General features: G+C 60.7%; 18 protein-coding genes. 3 read left to right on the plus strand and 15 right to left on the minus strand.

Going from position 1 to position 20,385, the window contains the following annotated elements; all coding sequences use genetic code 11:
- Nucleotides 1–24: 24 nt before the first annotated feature.
- Genes FP026_RS16200 through FP026_RS16220 form a run of 5 tightly spaced genes read right to left on the minus strand, consistent with a single transcriptional unit; the run spans nt 25 to nt 6,449 of the window.
- Complete coding sequence (locus FP026_RS16200; protein WP_149635630.1) at nt 25–807, minus strand: carnitinyl-CoA dehydratase; 783 nt, start codon at nt 805–807, stop codon at nt 25–27.
- Between the two features lie 6 nt (nt 808–813).
- Nucleotides 814–2,871, minus strand: coding sequence for an acetate--CoA ligase family protein (locus FP026_RS16205; RefSeq protein WP_149635631.1), 2,058 nt, complete (start codon nt 2,869–2,871; stop codon nt 814–816).
- A 4-nt stretch (nt 2,872–2,875) separates the two neighbouring features.
- Nucleotides 2,876–4,036: an acyl-CoA dehydrogenase family protein gene (locus FP026_RS16210; protein WP_149635632.1), complete on the minus strand. Its 1,161-nt coding sequence runs from the start codon at nt 4,034–4,036 to the stop codon at nt 2,876–2,878.
- A gap of 12 nt (nt 4,037–4,048) precedes the next feature.
- Nucleotides 4,049–5,539, minus strand: coding sequence for a carnitine 3-dehydrogenase (locus FP026_RS16215; protein ID WP_149635633.1), 1,491 nt, complete (start codon nt 5,537–5,539; stop codon nt 4,049–4,051).
- A 7-nt stretch (nt 5,540–5,546) separates the two neighbouring features.
- Nucleotides 5,547–6,449, minus strand: coding sequence for a 3-keto-5-aminohexanoate cleavage protein (locus tag FP026_RS16220; RefSeq protein WP_149635634.1), 903 nt, complete (start codon nt 6,447–6,449; stop codon nt 5,547–5,549).
- Between the two features lie 106 nt (nt 6,450–6,555).
- On the opposite strand from FP026_RS16220, the gene FP026_RS16225 reads away from it, so the two are divergent.
- Complete coding sequence (locus tag FP026_RS16225) at nt 6,556–7,548, plus strand: GlxA family transcriptional regulator (protein ID WP_149635635.1); 993 nt, start codon at nt 6,556–6,558, stop codon at nt 7,546–7,548.
- Here FP026_RS16225 and FP026_RS16230 read toward each other — a convergent pair.
- Nucleotides 7,523–8,398 carry a LysR substrate-binding domain-containing protein gene (locus FP026_RS16230; protein ID WP_149635636.1) on the minus strand — a complete coding sequence of 292 codons (876 nt, stop codon included), beginning with the start codon at nt 8,396–8,398 and terminating at the stop codon, nt 7,523–7,525. The two genes, FP026_RS16225 and FP026_RS16230, sit on opposite strands and share 26 nt — an antisense overlap.
- Before the next feature lie 110 nt (nt 8,399–8,508).
- Between FP026_RS16230 and FP026_RS16235 the strand changes: the two genes are divergently transcribed.
- Nucleotides 8,509–9,417, plus strand: coding sequence for a DMT family transporter (locus FP026_RS16235; protein ID WP_149635637.1), 909 nt, complete (start codon nt 8,509–8,511; stop codon nt 9,415–9,417).
- A gap of 96 nt (nt 9,418–9,513) precedes the next feature.
- Nucleotides 9,514–9,873: a hypothetical protein gene (locus FP026_RS16240; protein ID WP_149635638.1), complete on the plus strand. Its 360-nt coding sequence runs from the start codon at nt 9,514–9,516 to the stop codon at nt 9,871–9,873.
- 29 nt (nt 9,874–9,902) lie between these two features.
- On the opposite strand, the gene FP026_RS16245 is transcribed toward FP026_RS16240, so the two are convergent.
- From FP026_RS16245 to FP026_RS16285, 9 genes are all read right to left on the minus strand, one after another.
- A complete protein-coding gene (locus tag FP026_RS16245) occupies nt 9,903–10,967 on the minus strand; it encodes an ABC transporter ATP-binding protein (protein ID WP_149635639.1) in 1,065 nt (354 codons plus the stop codon).
- 23 nt (nt 10,968–10,990) lie between these two features.
- Nucleotides 10,991–12,505 (minus strand): DUF5060 domain-containing protein, encoded by a 1,515-nt coding sequence (locus tag FP026_RS16250; RefSeq protein WP_149635640.1) that lies wholly within the window; start codon nt 12,503–12,505, stop codon nt 10,991–10,993.
- Between the two features lie 38 nt (nt 12,506–12,543).
- The gene (locus FP026_RS16255; RefSeq protein ID WP_149635641.1) at nt 12,544–13,431 is read right to left on the minus strand and encodes a carbohydrate ABC transporter permease; all 888 of its coding nucleotides are present in this window, start codon (nt 13,429–13,431) and stop codon (nt 12,544–12,546) included.
- On the minus strand, nt 13,428–14,327 hold the full coding sequence (locus tag FP026_RS16260) for a carbohydrate ABC transporter permease (protein WP_149635642.1): 900 nt from the start codon (nt 14,325–14,327) through the stop codon (nt 13,428–13,430). The genes FP026_RS16255 and FP026_RS16260 overlap by 4 nt, the downstream gene beginning before the upstream one ends.
- A 96-nt stretch (nt 14,328–14,423) precedes the next feature.
- On the minus strand, nt 14,424–15,677 hold the full coding sequence (locus FP026_RS16265) for an extracellular solute-binding protein (protein WP_149635643.1): 1,254 nt from the start codon (nt 15,675–15,677) through the stop codon (nt 14,424–14,426).
- 80 nt (nt 15,678–15,757) lie between these two features.
- Entirely contained in the window at nt 15,758–16,402 is a 645-nt protein-coding gene (gene dhaL / locus FP026_RS16270) for a dihydroxyacetone kinase subunit DhaL (RefSeq protein ID WP_149635644.1), read from the minus strand.
- On the minus strand, nt 16,399–17,418 hold the full coding sequence (locus FP026_RS16275) for a dihydroxyacetone kinase subunit DhaK (RefSeq protein WP_149635645.1): 1,020 nt from the start codon (nt 17,416–17,418) through the stop codon (nt 16,399–16,401). The genes dhaL and FP026_RS16275 overlap by 4 nt, the downstream gene beginning before the upstream one ends.
- Nucleotides 17,419–17,475: 57 nt before the next feature.
- Complete coding sequence (gene apnL, locus FP026_RS16280) at nt 17,476–19,353, minus strand: D-apionate lactonase (RefSeq protein WP_149635646.1); 1,878 nt, start codon at nt 19,351–19,353, stop codon at nt 17,476–17,478.
- Nucleotides 19,350–20,384: a Gfo/Idh/MocA family protein gene (locus FP026_RS16285; RefSeq protein WP_149635647.1), complete on the minus strand. Its 1,035-nt coding sequence runs from the start codon at nt 20,382–20,384 to the stop codon at nt 19,350–19,352. Before FP026_RS16285 ends, apnL begins: the two co-directional genes overlap by 4 nt.
- Nucleotide 20,385: the final 1 nt, after the last annotated feature.

The following is a 20,385-nucleotide window of genomic DNA, read 5'->3' on the forward strand; positions in this document are numbered from 1 at the left end:
AAAATGCTGCGGTTGCCGCCGCCTCTACTTTCCTTTCCAGATTGGGGCTCGCTTCTCGGCAAAAGCCCTTGCGCCTTCCAATTGATCCTCGCTCGAATAGAGGGTGTCGACGGTCGCAAACTGCCGTTTGGTGATCTTGTTCATGGCAGTCTGGAATGTCGAGCCCTCCGCCTCGCGAACGATTTCCTTGATCGCCGCGTATACCAGCGATGGCCCGCTTGCGAGCAGGCGGGCAAGTTCCCATGCCCTGTCCATCAGTTTGTCGGCGACGACGATTTCGTTGACCAGACCCCAGCGATGCGCTTCTTCGACATTAAGCCAGCGACCGGTCAGCAGCATATCCATGGCGATGTGATAGGGGATGCGCTTCGGCAGCTTGATCGATGCCGCATCGGCGACCGTGCCAGAGCGAATCTCGGGCAAAGCGAACGTCGCGTGGGCGGCGGCGATGATCAGATCGGCCGACAGCGCGATTTCCAGCCCGCCACCACAGCAGATGCCGTTGACGGCGCAGATAACCGGCTTGTTGAGATCGCGCAGTTCCTGAAGTCCGCCAAAGCCGCCGACGCCATAGTCGCCATCAACCGCGTCGCCATCAGCCGCAGCCTTCAAATCCCAGCCGGCCGAAAAGAATTTTTCGCCGGCGCCGGTGACGATGGCGACGCGCAGATCCGGGTTATCGCGGAAGTCGCGAAAGATCAGCCCCATCTTGCGGCTGGTCGCCAGGTCGATGGAATTCGCCTTGGGCCGGTCGATGGTAACCTCAAGGATGCCGCCTTCGGATCTGGTACGAATGGGGTCTTGCAACTTCTGCTACCTCCTTCGCCGGATGAGAGCATCCGCAGCAATGACACCGCGGGATTCTGGTAGAACCATCAATGGATTAATGTCCAGTTCTTCAACCAGTGCGGCGTTCTTTACGACATATTCTGCCGCTGATAGAACGGCGTTGGCAACGATTTCGAGGCTGCTGCCTGCATTACCCCGATAGCCCTCGATCAATTTGCGGACCTTCAGCCGCGAAATCCGGTCCAGGACCTCGGCCTTCGTCACCGGAAGTGGCAAAACGACGGAATCTTCAAGTAATTCCACGAGGATTCCGCCCGCACCGACCGTGAGGGTCAGGCCGACGACCGGATCTCGGACTGCGCCGACGATCAGTTCCACGAGCGGACGATCGACCATCTTTTCGATGAGGAAGCCACGTGCGACAGAAGCCATGCCTTCGGCCGCATCCCTGACGGCGTTCCTATCCCACAGGTTGAGCTTGACGGCGCCGACATCGGACTTGTGCTCGACGCCAAGCGCCTTGAGCGCGACCGGGAATCCGAGTTGCTCCGCACAGTCGGCCGCCTCGCCCGATGTGGAGGCGGTCTTTCCCGGCGGAACTGCAAGGCCGGCTGCCGCAAGCTCGGCCTTGGCTTGCGCCTCACTCAGCGTCTCGATTTCGCCCGTGGTGGCCGCTGCCCTGAGGAGCGGCGACGGCAGTGGCTTTTGCCAGGCGCAGGCGATCCCGCTGGCGATATCCGCCGCCGCCAGCGCCTCACTGATGCCGCAAAGCGGTACGATCCCGGCTTCGATCAATTGCCCAGCGATCGCCTCGGGCATATTTTCAGGCAAGGTCGCCAGAATGCCGGCGCGGGCGCCAGTCTGCTTTGCTGCGGCGGCAACGGCGGAAACGGTGATCATCCAGTCTGCACCGTCGCAGCGATCCTCGCGCGGGAAATCGAGTACGATGAGATTGAGGGCATAGCCGCCGACGAACATGGCGCTGAAAGCCTCCGTCTGCCGCGCCTGATCGCCCCAGACGAAAGTGTGATAGTCGAGCGGATTGGAGAGCGTCACCATCGGGCCGAGGGTTGCGCGCAGAGCGGGCAGTTGCTCGGGTTTCAGAGCGCGGAATTCGATGTTGCGGCCGACGGCCGCATCGGCCATCAGCGATGCCTCGCCTCCCGAACAGCTCATCGAAGAGATCGCATCGCTGTCGAGCGGACCTGCGACATGGAGAAGCTTCAGCGTTTCGATGAGTTCCGACAGCGTCGCGACGCGGCCGATGCCGAGGCGGGCGAGAACGGCGTCGGCGACCGCATCGCTGCCGGCGAGCGAGGCCGTGTGCGAGACGGTGGCGCGTTGGGCCTGTTCGGACTTGCCGACCTTCAGTGCGACGACCGGCTTCCTTAGCTCTCGGGCGCGTCTGGCGAGCGCTTCCAGAGCCCGGATGTCGCCGAAGCCTTCGATATGCAGGCCGACGGCCGTGACGCGTGGGTCTTCCAGGACGGCCCCCGCAAGATCCGACAAGCCTGTCTGCGCCTGGTTGCCCGCCGTCATCAGATAGCTGATGGGCAGGCCGCGCCTCTGCATGCTGAGATTGATGGCGATGTTGGAGGATTGGGTGAGGATGGCAACACCGCGCTCCGTTCGCACGATGCCATGTTGATCTGGCCAGAGCAGGGCGCCGTCCAGTCCGTTGATCATGCCGTAGCAATTCGGCCCGACGATCGGCATGGTGCCCGCCGCCTTGACAAGAGCACTCTGCAAATCCGCCCCGTCAGCCAGTTCCGCAACTGCCTCGCTGAAGCCGGAGGCGTAGCAGACGGCACCGCCGGCACCTCTGGCAGCGAGGTCTCGAACAATATCGACGGTGAGCGTCCGGTTGACGCCGATAAAGGCAGCGTCCGGCGCTTCAGGCAGCTCCGCGACCGACCGAAAGCAGCGGCGGCCAAGCACGCTTTCCTGCGTCGGATGCACGGGCCAGATTTCGCCGGCAAATCCCATGCGGTCGCATTGCTCGATGACACGCCGTGCCTCTCTGCCGCCGAAGACGGCGATCGTTCTGGGTCGGATCAGGCGGTCGAGCGAGCGCGGCATCATGGGTTCATGCTCCGAACGGCCGCAGCAGGTCGCGGCTGATGATATGCCGCTGGATTTCCGATGTGCCGTCCCAGATGCGCTCGACGCGGGCGTCGCGCCAAAAGCGGGCGAGCGGCAGGTCGTCCATAAGGCCCATGCCGCCAAAGATCTGGATCGCCTCGTCGGTGACACGTGCGAGCATTTCCGAGGCGTAGAGCTTCGCCGAGGCAATCTCGCGATTGGCCGGGATGCCGGCATCGAGCTTCCAGGCGGCCGACAGCGTGAGCAAGTCTGCAGCGTCGATCTCTGTGATCATGTCGGCAAGCTTGAAGGAGACGCCCTGGTTGGCGCCGATCGGCTTGCCGAATTGTTTGCGCTCGGCGGCATAGGGTAGGGCGAGATCGAAGGCGCGGCGAGCCCGGCCGACGCAGGTGGCAGCGACCGTCAAGCGCGTCCCGTAAAGCCACTGATTGGCAAGATCGAAGCCGCGATGCACTTCACCTAGCACCTGCGATTTCGGCAGGCGACAATCGGTGAAGTTCAGAATGGAATTGTGGTAGCCGCGGTGGGAAACCGAGTCATAACCCCTAACGATATCAAAGCCCGGTGTGCCGCGGTCGACCAGGAAGGCCGTGATCTTCTTCTTGACGCCACGGTGGGTGTTTTCCTCACCGGTGGCGGCAAAGACAATGACGAAATCGGCGACATCGGCGTGCGAAATGAAATGCTTGGTGCCGTTCAGCACGAAATCATCGCCATCCTGCCGTGCTGCGCATTTCATGCCACGCATGTCGGAGCCGGCATCCGGCTCGGTGATGGCGAGCGCATCCGCCATTTCGCCGCGCACCGCCGGCAGGAGATAGCGCTCGCGCTGCTCGCCCTCACAGGCCATCAGGATGCCAGATGGGCGGCCGAAGAACACGGTAAGACCCATCGAGCCGCGGCCGAGTTCGCGTTCGACGAGCGTGAAGGTGACATGATCGAGCCCGGCGCCGCCGATTTCCTCGGGAAAATTGCAGGCATAGAAGCCGAGTTCGATGCATTTGCGCCGGATCTCGTCTCCGATTTCAGGCGGCACGAAGCCGGTGCGCTCGACCTCATTTTCGTGCGGATAGATCTCCGTCTCGACGAAGTCCCTGACCGTCTTGACGATCATCTCCTGTTCTTCGCTGAGTCCGAAATTCACGATCGCTTCCTCCTAGCGTTTTTGTCCCACATGACGGCCGGCTCCCTCCGGCATTGTCAAGGCTGCGTGCGCGGCGGCAATCGGCCCCAGCTTCGCCAGCACCTCCTCCGGTGCGGCGACGGCTCTGCCTGCTTTCGCGTCGACATGCAGCAGCATCTGTTCCGCTGTGGCGATCACCTCGCCGCTGGCGCTGTCATGCAGCGCATGGAAGACATGCAGCCGCTTTTCATCGGATGAGAGAATCTGTGCGGTCGAATGGATAGCCTGTCCGAGCTTGGCTTCGCCGAGATGGCGGATATGGGTCTCCACCGTATAATAGCTGTGGCCACGCTCGACATAATCGAGATCGACATCGATCAGGCGCAATAGCGCGTCCGACGTGTCGCCGAACACCTGCAGGTAGCGATGCTCGGTCATATGGCCGTTATAATCGACCCAGGCCGGGCTGACCTTCGTGTCGATCAGGCGCAGCGGCTTTGAGATGTCGAAACCTTGCTTCTCGCCGCCACCCGCGGCCCAAAGCTGCTGTTCGAAATCCTTCAACAGCTTGCCGGCACCCCAGCCCTTGCCGCCATGGCTTGCCTTCAGGCTCTGGAAGATACCGACGAGATTTTCGTCGCGGATGCGCTCGAGTTCGCGGATCGACAGCCCATCCGCCTGGTCGTCCGACTGCTGGCCGATCTTTTCGACAAGCGCATCGTCGAGATCGACGACGTCCATCAGCTTCGTCCAGTTCCACTGCAGGGCGGGACCGAATTGCGCCAGGAAGTGACGCATGCCCGCTTCGCCGCCGGCGATGCGATAGGTCTGGAACAAGCCCATCTGCGCCCAGCGCAGGCCGAAAGAGTAGCGGATGACATCGTCAAGCGTCTCGACGGTGCAGATATCGTCCTTGATCAGCCACAGAGCCTCGCGCCAGAGCGCTTCCAGCAGGCGGTCGCCGACGAAGGCCTCGATTTCCTTGGCGATATGCACACCCTTCATGCCGATGGGCGGCAGTCGTTCCATCGCCGCCTTGATCGTGGCAGCGCTGGTCTTTTCGCCACCGACGATCTCGACGAGCGGCAGGAGATAGACCGGATTATAGGGATGGGCGACGAAGAGACGCTCTGGATGGCGCATGTCGCGTTGCAGGTCAGTCGGCAGAAGACCCGACGTCGATGAGCCGATCAGCGCATCCGGCTTTGCGGCGGCATCGATCTGCGTCAGTACGTTACGCTTGAGATCGAGCCGCTCGGGCACGCTTTCCTGGATCCAGTCGGCGCCGGCGACGGCTGCCTCCAGCGTATCCCGGAATGTAAGCCTGCCGCGCCGCGGAAGAGGAGCGCCGGTGAGCATCGCATAGGCTTTTTCAGCATTATCAAGAACTTCGCCGACGATACGGGTTGCCTCAGGATGCGGGTCGTAGACGTCCACATCGATTCCCGCGAGCAGGAAACGGGCGATCCATCCGCCGCCGATGACGCCGCCGCCAATGCAGGCCGCCTTGTTGATCTTGGTCATCGGGGCCTCAGCGCTTCGTCAGTTTCAGCTTCTTGCGGACATCTTCGGGGCCGATGATGCGCGCACCCATGCCTTCGACCACTTGCACCGCCTTTTCGACGAGCTGCGCATTGGTCGCCAGCATGCCTTTTCCGGCATAGAGATTGTCTTCCAGCCCGACACGGACATTGCCGCCGGCAAGGATCGCGGCCGCCGGATAGGCCATGGCATTGCGGCCGATGGAAAAGGCCGAGAAGGTCCAGCTTGTGGGAACGTTATTGACCATCGCCATAAAGGTGTTCAGGTCATCGGGCGCCCCCCAGGGGATGCCCATGCAGAGCTGGATGAGGACCGGGTCCTCAATCAGACCCTCCTCGGCAAGCTGCTTGGCGAACCAGAGATGACCTGTATCGAAGGCTTCGATCTCGGGGCGGACGCCGAGGTCGGTCATCTTCTTTGCCATGGCCCGCAGCATCGAGGGCGTGTTGGTCATGACATAATCGCCGAGACTGAAGTTCATCGTGCCGCAATCGAGCGTGCAGATTTCCGGCAGGCATTCGGCAACGTGGCTGACGCGCTCGGTGGCACCGGCCATGTCGGTGCCCTTGGAGTTCAATGGCAGCGGGCTCTCGACGTCGCCGAAAATCAGGTCGCCGCCCATGCCGGCGGTCAGGTTCAGCACGACGTCGATATCGGCTGAACGAATCCGGTCGGTAACTTCCCTATAGAGTTCGTTGCGGCGGCTGGCGGCACCCGTTTCCGGATCGCGAACATGGCAGTGAACTACTGCCGCTCCAGCCTTGGCGGCGTCGATCGCGGATTCCGCGATCTGCTTGGGAGTGATCGGAACATGGCTGGATTTGGAAACCGTATCGCCGGCGCCGGTGACGGCACAGGTGATGAAGACATCGCGGTTCATCGCAAGAGGCATTTTTGTTCTCCCTCGTATTGAGGACATTACGAGCCATGAGACGCCTTCATGCTTTGCATTATCGGAGGTATTCGATACAGTTTCGGAACAATCGAAGGATTGCTGAATGCTGACATCGGTCAATGAGACGCTCGACATCGACCTCCTGATCCTTCCGGAGACGAACCTGATTTTGATCGCTTCGGTGATCGAACCGTTGCGCGGAGCCAATCGCATTTCCGGAGCGGAGCTTTATCGCTGGCGCCTCTTTACGCCGGACGGTTCGCCCGCGGAAACGACCAGCCTTATTCCGGTGCCCGCATGTTCCAGCTTCCGGCCGACCTCGGAGACGGCGCCGCTTTTCGTGCTTGGGAGCTACAATTGGCGGCGCAGCGCGACGCAGGCGTTGAAGATGCAGCTGTCGCAGACCGCACGTCACCGGTCAATGGTCGCAGGCGTCGAATCCGGCACCTGGCTGCTTGCCGAAGCGAGCCTGCTGGACAATGTCTCGGCCGCTGTCCACTGGGAGGATTTCGACGATTTTGCGCTCGCCTATCCGCAGGTGCGCGCTGTCAGGGATCGCTACGTGATCGACGGCAAGCGGATCACCACCGCCGGTTCGCTCCCGACGGTCGATCTCATGCTCGACATCATCCGGCGGCGGCAGGGCTATTCGCTGGCGCTTGAAGTTAGCCGCTTGTTCATCTACGAGCCGGCAAGCACGCAAAGTGCTGCGGAACTTTCGCCATCGACGGCCGGCCTGCGCATGCGCGATCCGCGGGTTGCTCAAGCCATTCGCCTGATGGAGGATCATATCGAGCAGCCGCTGGTACTGACACGTCTTGCCCGTCGGGTCGGCGTCAGCGCCCGCCATCTGCAGGCGCTCTTCCAGGAAAGTATTGGAGCGCCGCCGCATGTGCATTACCTGGCGCTGAGGCTGAATGCGGCTCGGCGCAAGGTTATCGAGACGAAGGCCTCGTTTGCAGAGATTGCCGATGCAACCGGCTTCAATTCGGCATCGGCATTTTCGCGCAGCTATCGTGCCAGCTTTTCCGAAAGCCCCTCCGGTACGCGCCGTAGATTGCGCCGACGCATTACGGCTGCAGCAGAGCAGACATAGGCTGAAACGCCTCGCGCACCATTTCCGCCAGTTCGCGGATCGCCTCGCTCGAATGATAGGGGTTGCGGCGAAGTACGACGCGCGAGGAGTCGACCGGCGGGAAGCCGTCATCGGCGGTCAGCTCCCGGCAGCCATGCGGAATATTGCTGCGCGACAGCGTCGTCACGGCAAGTCCGGCCGAGACTGCATTCTTCAAGCCGGAACTCGTGTCGGCAATGAAGGCGATACGATAACGCCGCCCGATCTGCTCCAATGATTTCAGGGCAAAATCGCGGCACCATGTCGAATCCCGATAAACGGCAATGGGCAGCGGTGTCGCCTCATGCACCCGATGGACCAACGATGTCACCCAGACCGTTGGGTCGACACAGAGAACTTCGCCTTTGCTCTGATTGTTCCAGTCAAAGACGACGGCCAGGTCCAGCTCATCTTTTTCCAGCGCGGCCAGGTTATGTGCCGTGTAATCGCAGGAGACGGTGACTTCGACGGCGGGATGCCTGATAGCGAAGGCGGCCAGTGCCGCCGGCAACACAGTCTGGCTGTATTCCTCCGGAATTCCGATCCGGACCGGGCCGTCCAGCGGCTTGGTGCGGATATTCGCCGCTGCCTCGTTCAGGAGTTCGATCACGCGCTGCGCGTAGGGAAGCAATTGAGTGCCGGCGCGGGTAAGAACGGCCCCGCGAGCGCCTCTTTCGAAGAGCGTCTCGCCGATCGTATCCTCGAGCCGCTTAATCTGGGCGCTGACGGCCGATTGGGTGCGGCCGATCCTTTGCGCCGCCGCCGAAAAATTGGATGTCTCGGTAATGACGAGAAACGTCCGCAGCAGGTCGCTTTCGATGGGTTCGTGCATGACACGTCACAAATATTTCTGATACCTACTATCTCTACTATTCGTTTGCCTGATGTCAAATATCGGCGCACACAGGGCAGGTTCCTTCTGCTCATTCTTTGAGTCCATACATGACATTCCAGTTTCCGACCCGCTCCGCTTTTGCCAGCGATTATGAGAGGGGCGTCATACTTGTGGCCACGGCAATGCTCGCGTGGAGCTGCAGCGGCATCTACGCGCGCCTTCTGACCACGGACATATGGACGGCGATCGCCTGGCGATCGCTGTTCGGCGGCCTATTTCTGCTGATTCCCAGCTTTTTCCTCGAAGGCGGGTTTTCGCGGCGGCAATGGGCATCGATCTTTCATCCTGCCGGGCTGGCGATGCTCGCCTGCCAGACGATCAGCCAGGCCTGCTTCATCGGCGCGCTCTATATGACCACTGTCGCCAATGTGACGATGATCTATGCGACGGCGCCATTCATCGCGGCGTTTCTCAGCTGGACTCTACTGAAGGAACGAGTAGCAAAGCGCACCTTGATCGCCGGCGGCATCTGCCTCGTTGGCGTCGCCGTCATCGTTGCCTCGTCAATCGGCGGCGGCACCGGTATTGGTGATCTGCTGGCACTCGGCATGACGGTCACCTTCGCGCTCATCATCGTCATCCCGCGCATGGATCCCAGTATCCCGATCCTGCCGTCAAGCGTTGTCAGCGGACTTCTGACCTTCATCGTCTTCGTGCCCTTTGCCTCGACAAACTCGGTGGCCGTTCAAAACTGGCTTTTGCTCGCCGCCTTCGGAGCGACGAATTTCGCTTTGGCTTTCGTGCTCTTCCTTTTCGGTTCGCGAAAGATGCCGGCTGCCGACGCTGCGCTCATCAGCTCGATGGAGATCGTGCTGACGCCCTTCTGGGTCTGGCTATTCTTCTCGGAGATGCCGCCGGTTGCCACTTTTGTCGGCGGAGCGATCATCTTCGCGACGATCGTCTGGCACACGGCCATCGACCTCAAGCACGGCCGCCGCGCTCGCGCGCCGGTATAGCGGTTCATACTCCTGAAACAAAATGTAACAACTAATAACACCCCGTTACGCCACGAATCATTATATTCCGCTCGTGTTTGAACGAGAGGTCTCTTGATGCTGGCTAACCAGGCGCCGTCCCCTTCACAAACCGATGTGCTGATCTGTCTCGACAATCAGCAGGTCGCGTCCCGCATCGGTACGGTTCTGTCGCAACAGGGATTGACGGTGCTGACTATCCCGACGACTGGGCTTCAGGAATGGTTCGAGCCGAATGGATGCCAGCTTGTGGTGACGCATACTGCGATGATCGGGCAGGTGCGCAGTCGCCTCAACCTGCCCGTCGTCAATATCGAAGCCTTCATATTCGATCGCCCCGAGCATACGACCGAGGGTGCCGCCCGGCAGTTCGATGGCGACGCCTTCGTCAAACGGGTTTTCCTGGTCATGAACGGCGGCCAAAGGCGCGCCAGCTAATTCGTGCCGGCCGGCGTTTCGGTTGTCTTCTACAGTCGCTGTTGGCTGGCTTTATCGAAGAAGTGGAGGTTCGGGGTCTTCAGAAAGATCTGAACCTTCTGGCCGGGGGCCAGTTCGGCGCGCTCCCGCATGACCCAGGTCAGCTCCTTGCCTTCCAGATCGAGTGCGACATGCGTTTCCGAGCCCGTGGGCTCGATGACTGTAACGGTTGCGGTCACGCCGCTTTCCGAGGCAAAGGAAATGTCTTCCGGGCGGATGCCCACAACGACCTCGCGGCCCTCCGACTGAGCCGGAGCACCGGAGAGTTCGATCCGGGTGCCGGTCGGCAGCACCAGTGCCGGCGATGCGCCGCCGGTAATCTTGCCTTCGAGGAAATTCATGGCCGGCGAGCCGAGGAAACCGGCGACGAAGACATTTTTCGGCCGATCGTAAAGCTCCAGCGGCGAGCCGACCTGTTCCACCTTTCCACCCTGCAGTACGACGATCTTGTCGGCCATGGTCATGGCTTCGATCTGATCATGCGTCACGTAGACGATCGTCGTCTTCAAGCGCTGATGCAGAGCCTTGATTTCCGCGCGCATCTTCACGCGCAGCTTGGCATCGAGATTGGAGAGCGGTTCATCGAATAGGAAGACTTTCGGATCGCGCACGATGGCGCGGCCCATGGCAACACGCTGGCGCTGGCCGCCGGAAAGCTGGGCGGGCTTACGCTCCAGCAATGGCTGCAGCCCCAGTATCCTGGCGGCGTCGCCGACCTTCTGGTCGATCTCGGCACGCTTTGCACCGGCAAGCTGCAGCGCAAAGCCCATGTTCTGCGCCACCGTCATCTGCGGATAAAGCGCATAGTTCTGGAACACCATGGCGATATCGCGATCCTTCGGCGGCAGGTCGTTGACGACGCGTCCTGCGATCGAGATCTCGCCGCCGGTAATATCCTCGAGCCCGGCGATCATGCGCAGCAGCGTTGACTTGCCGCAACCCGACGGGCCGACGAGAATGACGAATTCGCCATCCGAGATTTCGACATCGACACCATGGATGATGTTTACCGCGCCGTAGGACTTCCTGACGTTCTTGATGGTCAATCCGGACATGACATTCTTCCCTTCTGGATCGATCAGTGCTTCTTGCGGATGCGGAGCGCCTGGTATGGCTTGCCCGGCAGTTCCACGCCGAAGGCTGCGTCCGCCTTGCCGCCACGCACGATCGCGCCGTGCCGCGTCGGATGCGGGATGGGCGCTTCCACTTTCTGCGCCGGCGTGATCGTCATTTCCCATGTGTCGATGATGTCGACGTCATAGTCCGTGCCGTCCTTTGGCAGGCCCGTCGACCAGATGACGGGCTGATGCTCGCCGAGATAGATGTAGCTGACATCGCCGTCGCGCGCGCCGGAAACACGCGTCCACGGCCATTCACCATAAGAGGACATGGGCTCGAGGCCGTTGACGACATCCTGCTCCAGGAGGTCGCGCAGGAAGCCGATGCGCTTCCAGGCCTCGCCACGCAGTTCGCCGCCCTTGGCCCACCAGATCAGATCTTCCGGATGCGAATAGGTTTCGCCATGGCCGGCATAGCCGCCGCGCGTCATGGTGATCCAGAAACGATGCACCAATTCCTGCGCCGTCAGGTTGCCCCAGGATTGGATGATATTGCCCTCATATTCCGGCTCGTCGTTGACGACGGGCTTGCCATAGGCCTCGCGCCATTCCTGTGTGCGCTTTACATCCCAGTTCTGGATGCAGGTATGCGTCACCCACGGCTTGCGATGATCGAAGTTCATCGTCTGCTCACCATTATGGATCGACTTCAGATGGCCATAGGGATCGTTCTCCTCGAGAATGTGGAAATAGCGGTCCCACTGCTGCAGCGGCTTGGTGTCGAGAAGGAAGTCGTACTCGTTAGCAAGCGCCCACCAGACGTTGCGATAGGCGGCAAGGCGTGCCGCGAGATAGGCGACGTAGCGGAAATCCTGCTCGGCCGACATGTCCGAATAACCCCAGCGATCATAGGGGTGGAACATGATGATATCGGCCTCGATGCCGAGATCGCAAAGGGCTGCGACCTGCTTTTCGAAATGGCGGAAGAGAACGGGGTTTGGACGGTCGAAGTCTTCCTTGCCGTCGGCACCCTTTTCGAAGCAGGCGTGGAGCGGTTCGTTGACGTTATAGGGATAGTCCTTGGGAAAGACGCCCATGCGGATCTTGTTGAAGCGCGCTTTCTTCAGCGTCTCGAGTGTCTGGGCCTGCATGTCGAGGGGCTGGTGCGTCCAGGCATAGCAGGTCGTGCCGAAGGAGAGGAAAGGCTTGCCGTCGGCATAGGCGAAGTGGAACTTGTTGCGGACATGGACTGGGCCATGATTGCCTTCGGATGGCTTGGTCGCGACGAAGGAGCCGGTCTTGCCATCCAGCTCTGATGTCTTCGAGCGTGTACGGAATGACCACTCGCCTTCATTGTCCGGCATGAAGCGAACGCGATAGACGCCGTCGCCATCATAGAAGCCGGGCACGCGGACCTCGCGGCTGTTCTGGCTGAAGACGGCATCGAATGCCACATCGAGATAGGGATTGCCGCTCGAAGGACCGTTGAAGGCCGCTTCGAAGACACCCCATTTTTCGACGGACGCGTTGGACATGATGTTCTCCTCGAAAGATGTATGGATGGTTCGACCGGTCAGCCCTTGACCGCGCCGGAGGTGAGGCCGGAGACGAAATAGCGCTGGAAGATCAGATAAACGATGGTGGCCGGCAGCACGGTCATGGCGATTGCGGCATTCAACTGCCCGTAATCATTGGAAAACTGGCCTTGGAAGGACATGAGCCCGAGCGGCAGCGTCCACATGTGCTGGTCCTGCAGCAGCACGAGTGCCATCGCGAACTCGTTCCACGTCGAGACGAAGTCCAAGATCAGCAGGGCCGCGAGCACCGGGAGGCAGACGGGCAGGAATATCCGTCGAAAGATGGTGAAGTGGCTTGCGCCGTCGATGAGGGCGGCTTCCGACAGCTCCTTCGGAATGCCTTTGAAGAAACCGTGAAGGATGAAGACCTGATAGGGCACGCCGAATGCGATATAGGGCAGGATCACGCCGGGATAAGTGTCGATCAGGCCGAGCGAATTGACCAGCGTGAACAGCGGCGCCAGCATGACCTGGAAGGGGATCATGGTGCCGAAAACGACGAGGAGCAGCAGCAGCTTGCTGAACCGCAGCCGGATCTTGGCGAGCGCGTAGGCAGCCATCGCCGAGAGGATGAGGCCGAGCGGCACTTTGATCACCGTGATGATGGAACTGTTCAGGAAGGCGCTGGCGAAATTGCCGCGGCCCCAGGCGCTCGAATAATTCTCGAAGGCCGGATTGAGCGGCGGCATGAAGGCGCCGGTTGACGTCACATCTGCCTGTGTCTTCAGCGAGGTGAAGACGATGAAGACGAAAGGTGCAAGCCAGATCGCAGCAACGACCAGCAGCGCAATCCACAGACCTATCAGGACGGGATCGCGCTTGCGCCTTGCCGGGATGATGGTCTCGAAGTCGTCCGACATGGATGTGGCCGATGTTGCCGTCATTGTTCGGCCTCCTCATGCTTCTGCGTCCACCGCAGATAGGGAATGACGACGACGATGGTGATGAGCAGCAGTACGACCGAGATCGCAGCGCCGCGGCCGAAATCGAAGATCTGCATGGCCTGCGTGAAGGCCCAGAGCGCCAGCATCTGCGTCGATTGCGCCGGGCCGCCGCCTGTCAGGCCATAGACGATGTCGAAGGCCTTCAGCGACGAGATGACCGACAGCACGAGCACGATGGTCAGCGTCGTTCGCAGCGCAGGCAAAGTGACGTAGCGGAAGATGCTCCAGCGCCCGGCACCATCGATGCGGGCGGCCTCGACTAGCGTCTGCGAGACATTCTGCAGGCCGGCGAGAAACAGCACCATGGAAAAGCCGACTGATTGCCAGAGATAGGCGACGAAGACGGAATAGAGCGCGACGTCCTTGTCGCCGAGCCAGTCCTGGATCCAGTTCTGCAGGCCCATCGAGGTCAGGATTTCGGTGAAGAGGCCGAAGAACGGGTCGTACATCCACTTCCACATGGTCGCGACGGCGATCGGGGCGATGATGACGGGCAGATAGAAGATGGCCCGGAAGGTATTGCGGGCGAAAAGCTTCTGATTGAGGCTCAGCGCAAGCAATAGGCCGACCATGGGCGGAAAGATCACGCACATGATCGTCCAGATCACCGTGTTGCGGAAGGCGACCCAGAAGACCGGATCCTGCGTGAAGATATATTGATAGTTCGCAAGGCCGTCGAAAGGACGCTGCGGGTCAAGGCCGTTCCATTTCTGGAAGCTCAGCACCACCACGTTCAGCATCGGATAAAGCGCGAAAATCGCATAGATCAGCATGGCCGGGGCAAGCAGGATCGCTGCCTGGACGCGGGGATCATGAGTTCGACTGCGGAATGACATTCTGATTGCTCCCGGCGGCAGCTGACGCGTGGGCATGAAGGCGAGGGAAGCCGTCCGCAGCGATTGGCAATCGGAGTGGCGGCTTCCCTCGAGAGATCAGGTGCGACCGGAGATGAAGGTCTGCAGCTGCTTGGCAGCATCGGCCGGCTGGATGTTGCCGGCAGCAACGTCGTTGATCACCCGGAAGTATTCGGTCGTGACGTCAAGCGGGAAGGCCTGGTCGCCATTCATGTAGACCTTGCTGTAGGTCTTGAAGATCTCAAGCCATTTCGCCTCGAGCGGCTTCTGGTCGGTGTACTGGACGTTCTTGTTGACCGAGATCGAGCTGATCTGGCCGACAAGATCCTGCTGCACCTTCGTCGACAGGAAATAGTCGAGGAATTTTGCGGCAAGATCCGGGCTCTTGCTCTTGGTGCTGACGTAGTTGTATTCGGCAAAGCCATAGAGCCGGTTCGTATTCGTCGGGAACGGCACGATGCCGTAATCGTCGAGGTTTACCTTGCTGCCGTTCAGCTGGCTGACCAGCCAGTCGCCTTCGAGCATCATCGCAGCACGGCCGGCGACGAACAGCGTGTAGGACTGCTGGTTGCTGATGCCCATGAACGGCTTCAGCGTGTAATCCTTGGTCCACTTGGCAAATTCGGTGAAGGCGTCGGTCGCGCAGGGCTCCTTGGTCCAGTCGGCCTTCATCGCCATCAGCGCGTCATGCTTGTCGGCGCCGCATTTGGTTTCGAGCAGCACGTCCATCAGGCGCATGACGTGCCAGTTGACCGAGCCGCCGAAGGTAAAGGCCGGGATGCCGGCGGCCTTGAGCTTGTCGGCTGCAGCCAGCAGCTCCTCGTAGGTCTTCGGTTCCCCGGTGATGCCGGCTTTCTGGAAAAGCTTCTTGTTGTAGTAGATCGCTTCACCCTTGAAGGTGAAGGGAACGCCATGCTTGCCGCCGGGGTAGAGATCGGCAAAGGCAGCGGCGGACGGAAGCAGTTCGTCGTTCCATTTGTACTGGGTATAGTACTTGTCGAGCGGCAGCGAGAGGCCGGCCTTCACATATTCGCCGCCGAGGCCGAGTCCGGCCCAGCTGAAATAGATATCCGGGCCTTTGTTGGAGCCCGCCGCCACACGAAGGGCGGTCTTGTGCTCATCGACGCCGCGCTGGACGATTTCGATATGAGTACCGGGGTTGGCGGCTTCGAAATCCTTCGCCACCTTCTTCAGCGCGCCGTTTGCCGCGCCGTTGTCGAAGTTCAGCGTCCACAATGTGAGGTCTTCCGCGGCGACATTGGTCGTCCAAAGAGCCGCAGTTGCAATCGCCGCGGCACCGAACCAACGCGCATATTTGAAGTTGATAGCCATCTCCCGTCCTCCTCTGAACAAGCTGAGGGCGGTTTTGACAAATCGTTATCAACATGTCAACTGGTATGATGAGGTCATCATCATTCTAAAGAGAAGTGAGCTTTGACACAGGATATGATTACCACAGCCGAAGCAGCTCCCGGGTCGATATGCCCCAAGGCCCGCTCGCCAAGGCGAGATGACCTGCCCTTTGCGGCGATCATCTCCTTTGTTGCTTCCGCTCCCGCCTCGCCAGCCTCTAGACCGGCGGCCAGACATGCGGCAAGTGGCAAGCCTTGATCTCGGGCGGCTCGGCAGGCGGCTGCGGCCGGTACCCAGGCATCGACCATCGTCTTTTCACCGACCTCGGCCTTGCCGCGATCCTGGATGCCCTTGGCAAAGGCCGCAAATATCTCGACCATATCGTCGTCGCTCAGCGAGATCTTCCCCTTGGCGACCGCGCCGGCACGCATCAGGGCAGTCGCATAGAGCGGTCCGGACGAGGCGCCGACGGCGTTGAGGAAGGATTTTGCCGCCGTATTGAAGACCAGCGTCGGATCGGCCGTAGTCGGATCCAGCTCCGAAACCGCCTTGGCGGCGGCGGTAAAGCCGAGCTCCATGGCGATGCCATGATCGGCATCGCCGATGACGCCGTCCAGTTCGCAGAGGCGATCCTTTTCGCGTGCCATTGCTTCGGCGATCCGCACGAAAAGCGCCTTCAGGTCCTCCGTTGTAACCGTCGTCATTGCAAAGCCTCGCCGGAACGGAACATGGCGCAATCGCAGGGATGGTCGATCAGCCGCTGTAGCTCGTCGTCCAGATGCATCAGCGTGATCGAGGCGCCGGCCATTTCGAGCGACGTGCAGTAATTGCCGACCAGTGACAGATGGATGACAAGACCTGCATCGTCGAGCATGGCCTTGAGCTTGCGCATCATGATGTAGAGTTCCATGAGCGGCGTCGAGCCCAAGGAGTTGACGAGCACGGCGACGCGATCACCGCGGGCAGGCTTCATCTCTTCGAGAATCTTGCCGACGAGTTCGCTCGTCACCTCATCCGCCGATCGCATCGGCCCGCGTGCGACGCCGGGTTCGCCATGGATGCCCATGCCGATTTCCATCTCGTCGGCGCCGATCTCGAAATTCGGCTTGCGTGTCTGCGGCAGGGAGCAAGGCGAGAGCGCGACGCCCATCGTGTAGGTGCGTTCATTTGCCCAGCGCGCCACCCGTTCGACCTCATCGAACCCATACATCAGATCGCAGGCGGCACCTGCGGCCTTGAAGATGAAGACGTTGCCGGCGACACCGCGGCGGCGCTCCTTCTGCCCGATCGGCGCAGACGCGATGTCATCGGTCGTCAGCACGGTACGCACCTCGATATCGTCCATGGCAAGCATTTCCGCCGCCATGTCGAAATTCATGACGTCGCCGGCATAGTTGCCGTACATGAACAGCACGCCGGCGCCGCCGTCGACCGCCTTGGCGCATTCGATGATCGGGTCGGGCGGTGGCGATGCAAAGACATTGCCGATGGCGGCGGCATCGGCCAATCCTTTGCCGACAAAGCCTAGAAATGTCGGCTCGTGCCCGGATCCCCCTCCGATGACCAGGCCGACCTTGCCGGTTCGCGGGCCATGGTTTGCCACGATCGAGCGTGGCGACCCTTCAACGGCGTGGAGATGACGCGGATGGGCCGCCAATATCCCGGCAAGCATCTCATCCACGGCGGCCGCGCCTTCGTTGATCAGCTTCTTCGTCTTCACGCAGTCCTCCAAATCATTGCGATTGTTGGGACTAACATGCGCGTCTGCGATTGAAGGTCAATCCATCAAGGCCGCCGAAATAGTGCTATAGGCATCCAGCATGAGCCTGCTATTTCCGGTCTGTTCAGCCAGGCGGAATTTTCCCAGCTCGATCTGTTGTGAAGTGGGTGTGATATTGACCAGGTGGAGCGACCGCGATCCGTCGGACTGCGCCGTGATGAAGGCAAGTACAGCGGTCGGAACGGACGACAGGCACTCATGCCATTGTTGGCCGGCAAGGTGAGACAAGGTCGAGACCACATTGAAGAGCGGCCGTTTGGTTCCCGCCGCTGACGGTTCGTTCTCTCCGGCAATCAGTCCAAAAGAACCGGTCAGTGCCGAAAGCGTCAGGCATTCCAATCCGGCATCAAGGACGCGGGCGGCATAGCCAAGCGCAAAGGCTGCAGCGAAACGGGCATTGTGTCGCGGATCGGTATTGGCCATTGCGATGCGGCCGCCGCGGAGATTGTCCATCGTCCGGCTGCCATAGGGATTCTGCCGCATCGGTATGGTGGAAGGGCCGATGCGGTAAGGCTTGTTGCCGTAGATGGCGCGCACGGAGCGGGTGATGAATGGCAATGCTTCCAGCGTCTGCATGACGCTGAGGTCGTCGGCGGCGTGCACGATGGGATTGGTGCAATGGGTAATGAAATCGAGAGTGCCGGCGGGCACTCGTTTGCGATTGAGTTCGGTGAAATAGCTCAGCATACCGCCGCCGAGGCGCATATCGGGAAAGACGGCATGCGCGGCGGCATAGACTTCTTCAAGAGGCGGGCACTCGGGCCATTTGCTGCCCGGCGGCGTCGATTGCCGGTCGACGGAAGGAGAGATCACGATTGCATCAGGCTTGAAACCGGCCGCCCGCATCCAGTCTGCGATTTGCTGGGCTTCAACAAGCGGCGCCTGGCGGCAGGGTAACGCGATTTCCAGCGTCGATTTGCCGGCATGAAGCGCGGCAACCGCGGCGAACCGCTTGAAGGCGTCAGCGCCGTGGCCGGCATTCGGATCGAAATGGAACAGCAGCTCCTGCGGTCCGATTTCAGCCAGCCGGTCGCGCGCAGCCAGCGTCGCATCCACTTCCTCAGGTGTAAGGACAAGGCCGATGGACGGCATGGCGCCGGATTTTGTTCCCGGGCTTAGGGTGATCGCTGCATCCGAAGTGTGGGAAAAAGAGGGGGGCGAACGCCGCATATCCCCTATGGTCAGAATGATACGTTGCCGCATCGGCTCGCCGGCTGGAATTCGATAGGGCCAGGGCAGGGCAAGCGGGCGAACATAGGTCTTGTAGGAGGCATCGGACCAATTGCGCTGGTCTTCCATTTCAAAGGGGTCGCCTTCCATGCGGCACTCGGCCGTCACGTTCGACATCACGCCATGCGTAATCGCCCGCATGTCCTTGAAGGGCTGCCAGGGCTCGATAAGGTCAGGAAAATGCGTGCTCTTTCGGCTGCCATCAACGTGTTCGACCGACACGGGCATGCCGGCGACACCTATGATTGGATGCAGGATGCAGAAGCCGCAGCGGTTGGTTTCGAAGCCGGTCATCGAGAGTGCTATCGCTTCGAAGGTCAGGGCTTCATCGGCCTCAGCCGCTATCCGGACGTCGATTGCAAGTTCGGTATTCTCAGGGCCTACGCAGCGCGCAACATAGCTGATGAAAAAGCCATCCTGATGCTGATTGATCCGCAGATCGTCGATATCGGGCGCATAGGTGCCCCAATCACGATCGCGAACCAGATAGGAGACGGCCCGCAAGACTTCCGCGCCGTCGTAACGGATGGACCTTAGATTACCATCCTTGAAGTCGACCTCAAGCCTGCCCGACGTCAATCGCACCGGCGGCGTTTCGGTCTCGCGCGTGCCGTAGAGCTGGAACGGATCGATCTCTACCGTCATCGCAGCATCGCTCCGATATCGACTGGTCGCCTGCTGGCCGCACTCTCATAGGCGGCCTCGACAAGCGCCAGGGTTTTGAGATTGTCAGCGCCTGACGTGGACGTCTCGCCTCCGTCGGAAAGGCTGTCGGTCCAATGCTGCTGGATCGCGAGAACGCTCTCCTGGATATTATGCCAGGGGCGCGAAGCCCAGGGCAGAAGCCGCGGCGAAGCATCCGTGACGCGGACGCCATCGGAGCCGTTGACCTCGATGCGATAGCCTTGCTGGAGGCGAATGGTGCCTCGCGTGCCGTCGAGCTCGATCAGCGTCTCCGGGAATGGCTCGGTCGCAAGCTTGGAGGCATAGCTCACATCGACGATCGATGTTGCGCCATTTTCATGATCGAGCAGGATGGTGGCGACATCCTCGCCCTTGATCTTCGGATTGACGCGCTTGGTGCGAGCCGTCAACGAAGCGACGTCACCGAGGATGAAGCGGGCGATGTCGAGGGTATGGATGCCGAGATCCTCGATGATGAACCGTTCGCCTTCGGCCAGGTAAGGCTGGCCGGAAAACACGTCGTAGCCAGAGCGGAAGGAGAAACGTCCCCAAAAGGGCTCGCCGATCACGCCCGATTGCAGGGCGGTCTTGACGGCCTGAATGGGTGTCTGCCAGCGAAAGTTCTCATGCACCATCAGCGGCACGCCGGCCCCAGCGCAGGCCGCGACCATCGCCTTGGCATCGCTCAACGTCTTTGCGAAAGGCTTTTGGCAGATCGCCGGAATCTTGCGGGCTGCCGCCATCTCCACCAGGGCGCGATGGCTTGCGACCGTTGTTGCGATGTCGACGAAATCGAACCCGCCGTCGGCAAACATCGCAGCTGCATCGGTGTAGCGGCGCTCGATGCCGAACTGGTCGCCGACGAGTTTCAGCCGCTCCGGATCGCGGTCGCAGATTGCGAAGATATGAGCCCCTTGGACATCTCGCCACGCCTGCATCTGATTGATCGCAAAGAAGCCGCAACCGATCAAAGCGCCCTTGAGTTCTGCCATT

It is taken from the genome of Martinezella tropici (assembly GCF_008370325.1).
Classification (GTDB): Bacteria; Pseudomonadota; Alphaproteobacteria; order Rhizobiales; family Rhizobiaceae; genus Rhizobium; species Rhizobium tropici_B.

Excerpts from the sequence above, each read along its gene's own strand:
- FP026_RS16205 (WP_149635631.1), bottom strand. The coding sequence starts at position 2,871 with ATGATGCCGCGCTCGCTCGACCGCCTGATCCGACCCAGAACGATCGCC.
- FP026_RS16215 (WP_149635633.1), bottom strand. The coding sequence starts at position 5,539 with ATGACCAAGATCAACAAGGCGGCCTGCATTGGCGGCGGCGTCATCGGC.
- FP026_RS16220 (WP_149635634.1), bottom strand. The coding sequence starts at position 6,449 with ATGCCTCTTGCGATGAACCGCGATGTCTTCATCACCTGTGCCGTCACC.
- FP026_RS16225 (WP_149635635.1), top strand. The coding sequence starts at position 6,556 with ATGCTGACATCGGTCAATGAGACGCTCGACATCGACCTCCTGATCCTT.
- FP026_RS16230 (WP_149635636.1), bottom strand. The coding sequence starts at position 8,398 with ATGCACGAACCCATCGAAAGCGACCTGCTGCGGACGTTTCTCGTCATT.
- FP026_RS16235 (WP_149635637.1), top strand. The coding sequence starts at position 8,509 with ATGACATTCCAGTTTCCGACCCGCTCCGCTTTTGCCAGCGATTATGAG.
- FP026_RS16240 (WP_149635638.1), top strand. The coding sequence starts at position 9,514 with ATGCTGGCTAACCAGGCGCCGTCCCCTTCACAAACCGATGTGCTGATC.
- FP026_RS16245 (WP_149635639.1), bottom strand. The coding sequence starts at position 10,967 with ATGTCCGGATTGACCATCAAGAACGTCAGGAAGTCCTACGGCGCGGTA.
- FP026_RS16250 (WP_149635640.1), bottom strand. The coding sequence starts at position 12,505 with ATGTCCAACGCGTCCGTCGAAAAATGGGGTGTCTTCGAAGCGGCCTTC.
- FP026_RS16255 (WP_149635641.1), bottom strand. The coding sequence starts at position 13,431 with ATGACGGCAACATCGGCCACATCCATGTCGGACGACTTCGAGACCATC.
- FP026_RS16260 (WP_149635642.1), bottom strand. The coding sequence starts at position 14,327 with ATGTCATTCCGCAGTCGAACTCATGATCCCCGCGTCCAGGCAGCGATC.
- FP026_RS16265 (WP_149635643.1), bottom strand. The coding sequence starts at position 15,677 with ATGGCTATCAACTTCAAATATGCGCGTTGGTTCGGTGCCGCGGCGATT.
- dhaL (WP_149635644.1), bottom strand. The coding sequence starts at position 16,402 with ATGACGACGGTTACAACGGAGGACCTGAAGGCGCTTTTCGTGCGGATC.
- apnL (WP_149635646.1), bottom strand. The coding sequence starts at position 19,353 with ATGACGGTAGAGATCGATCCGTTCCAGCTCTACGGCACGCGCGAGACC.
- FP026_RS16285 (WP_149635647.1), bottom strand. The coding sequence starts at position 20,384 with ATGGCAGAACTCAAGGGCGCTTTGATCGGTTGCGGCTTCTTTGCGATC.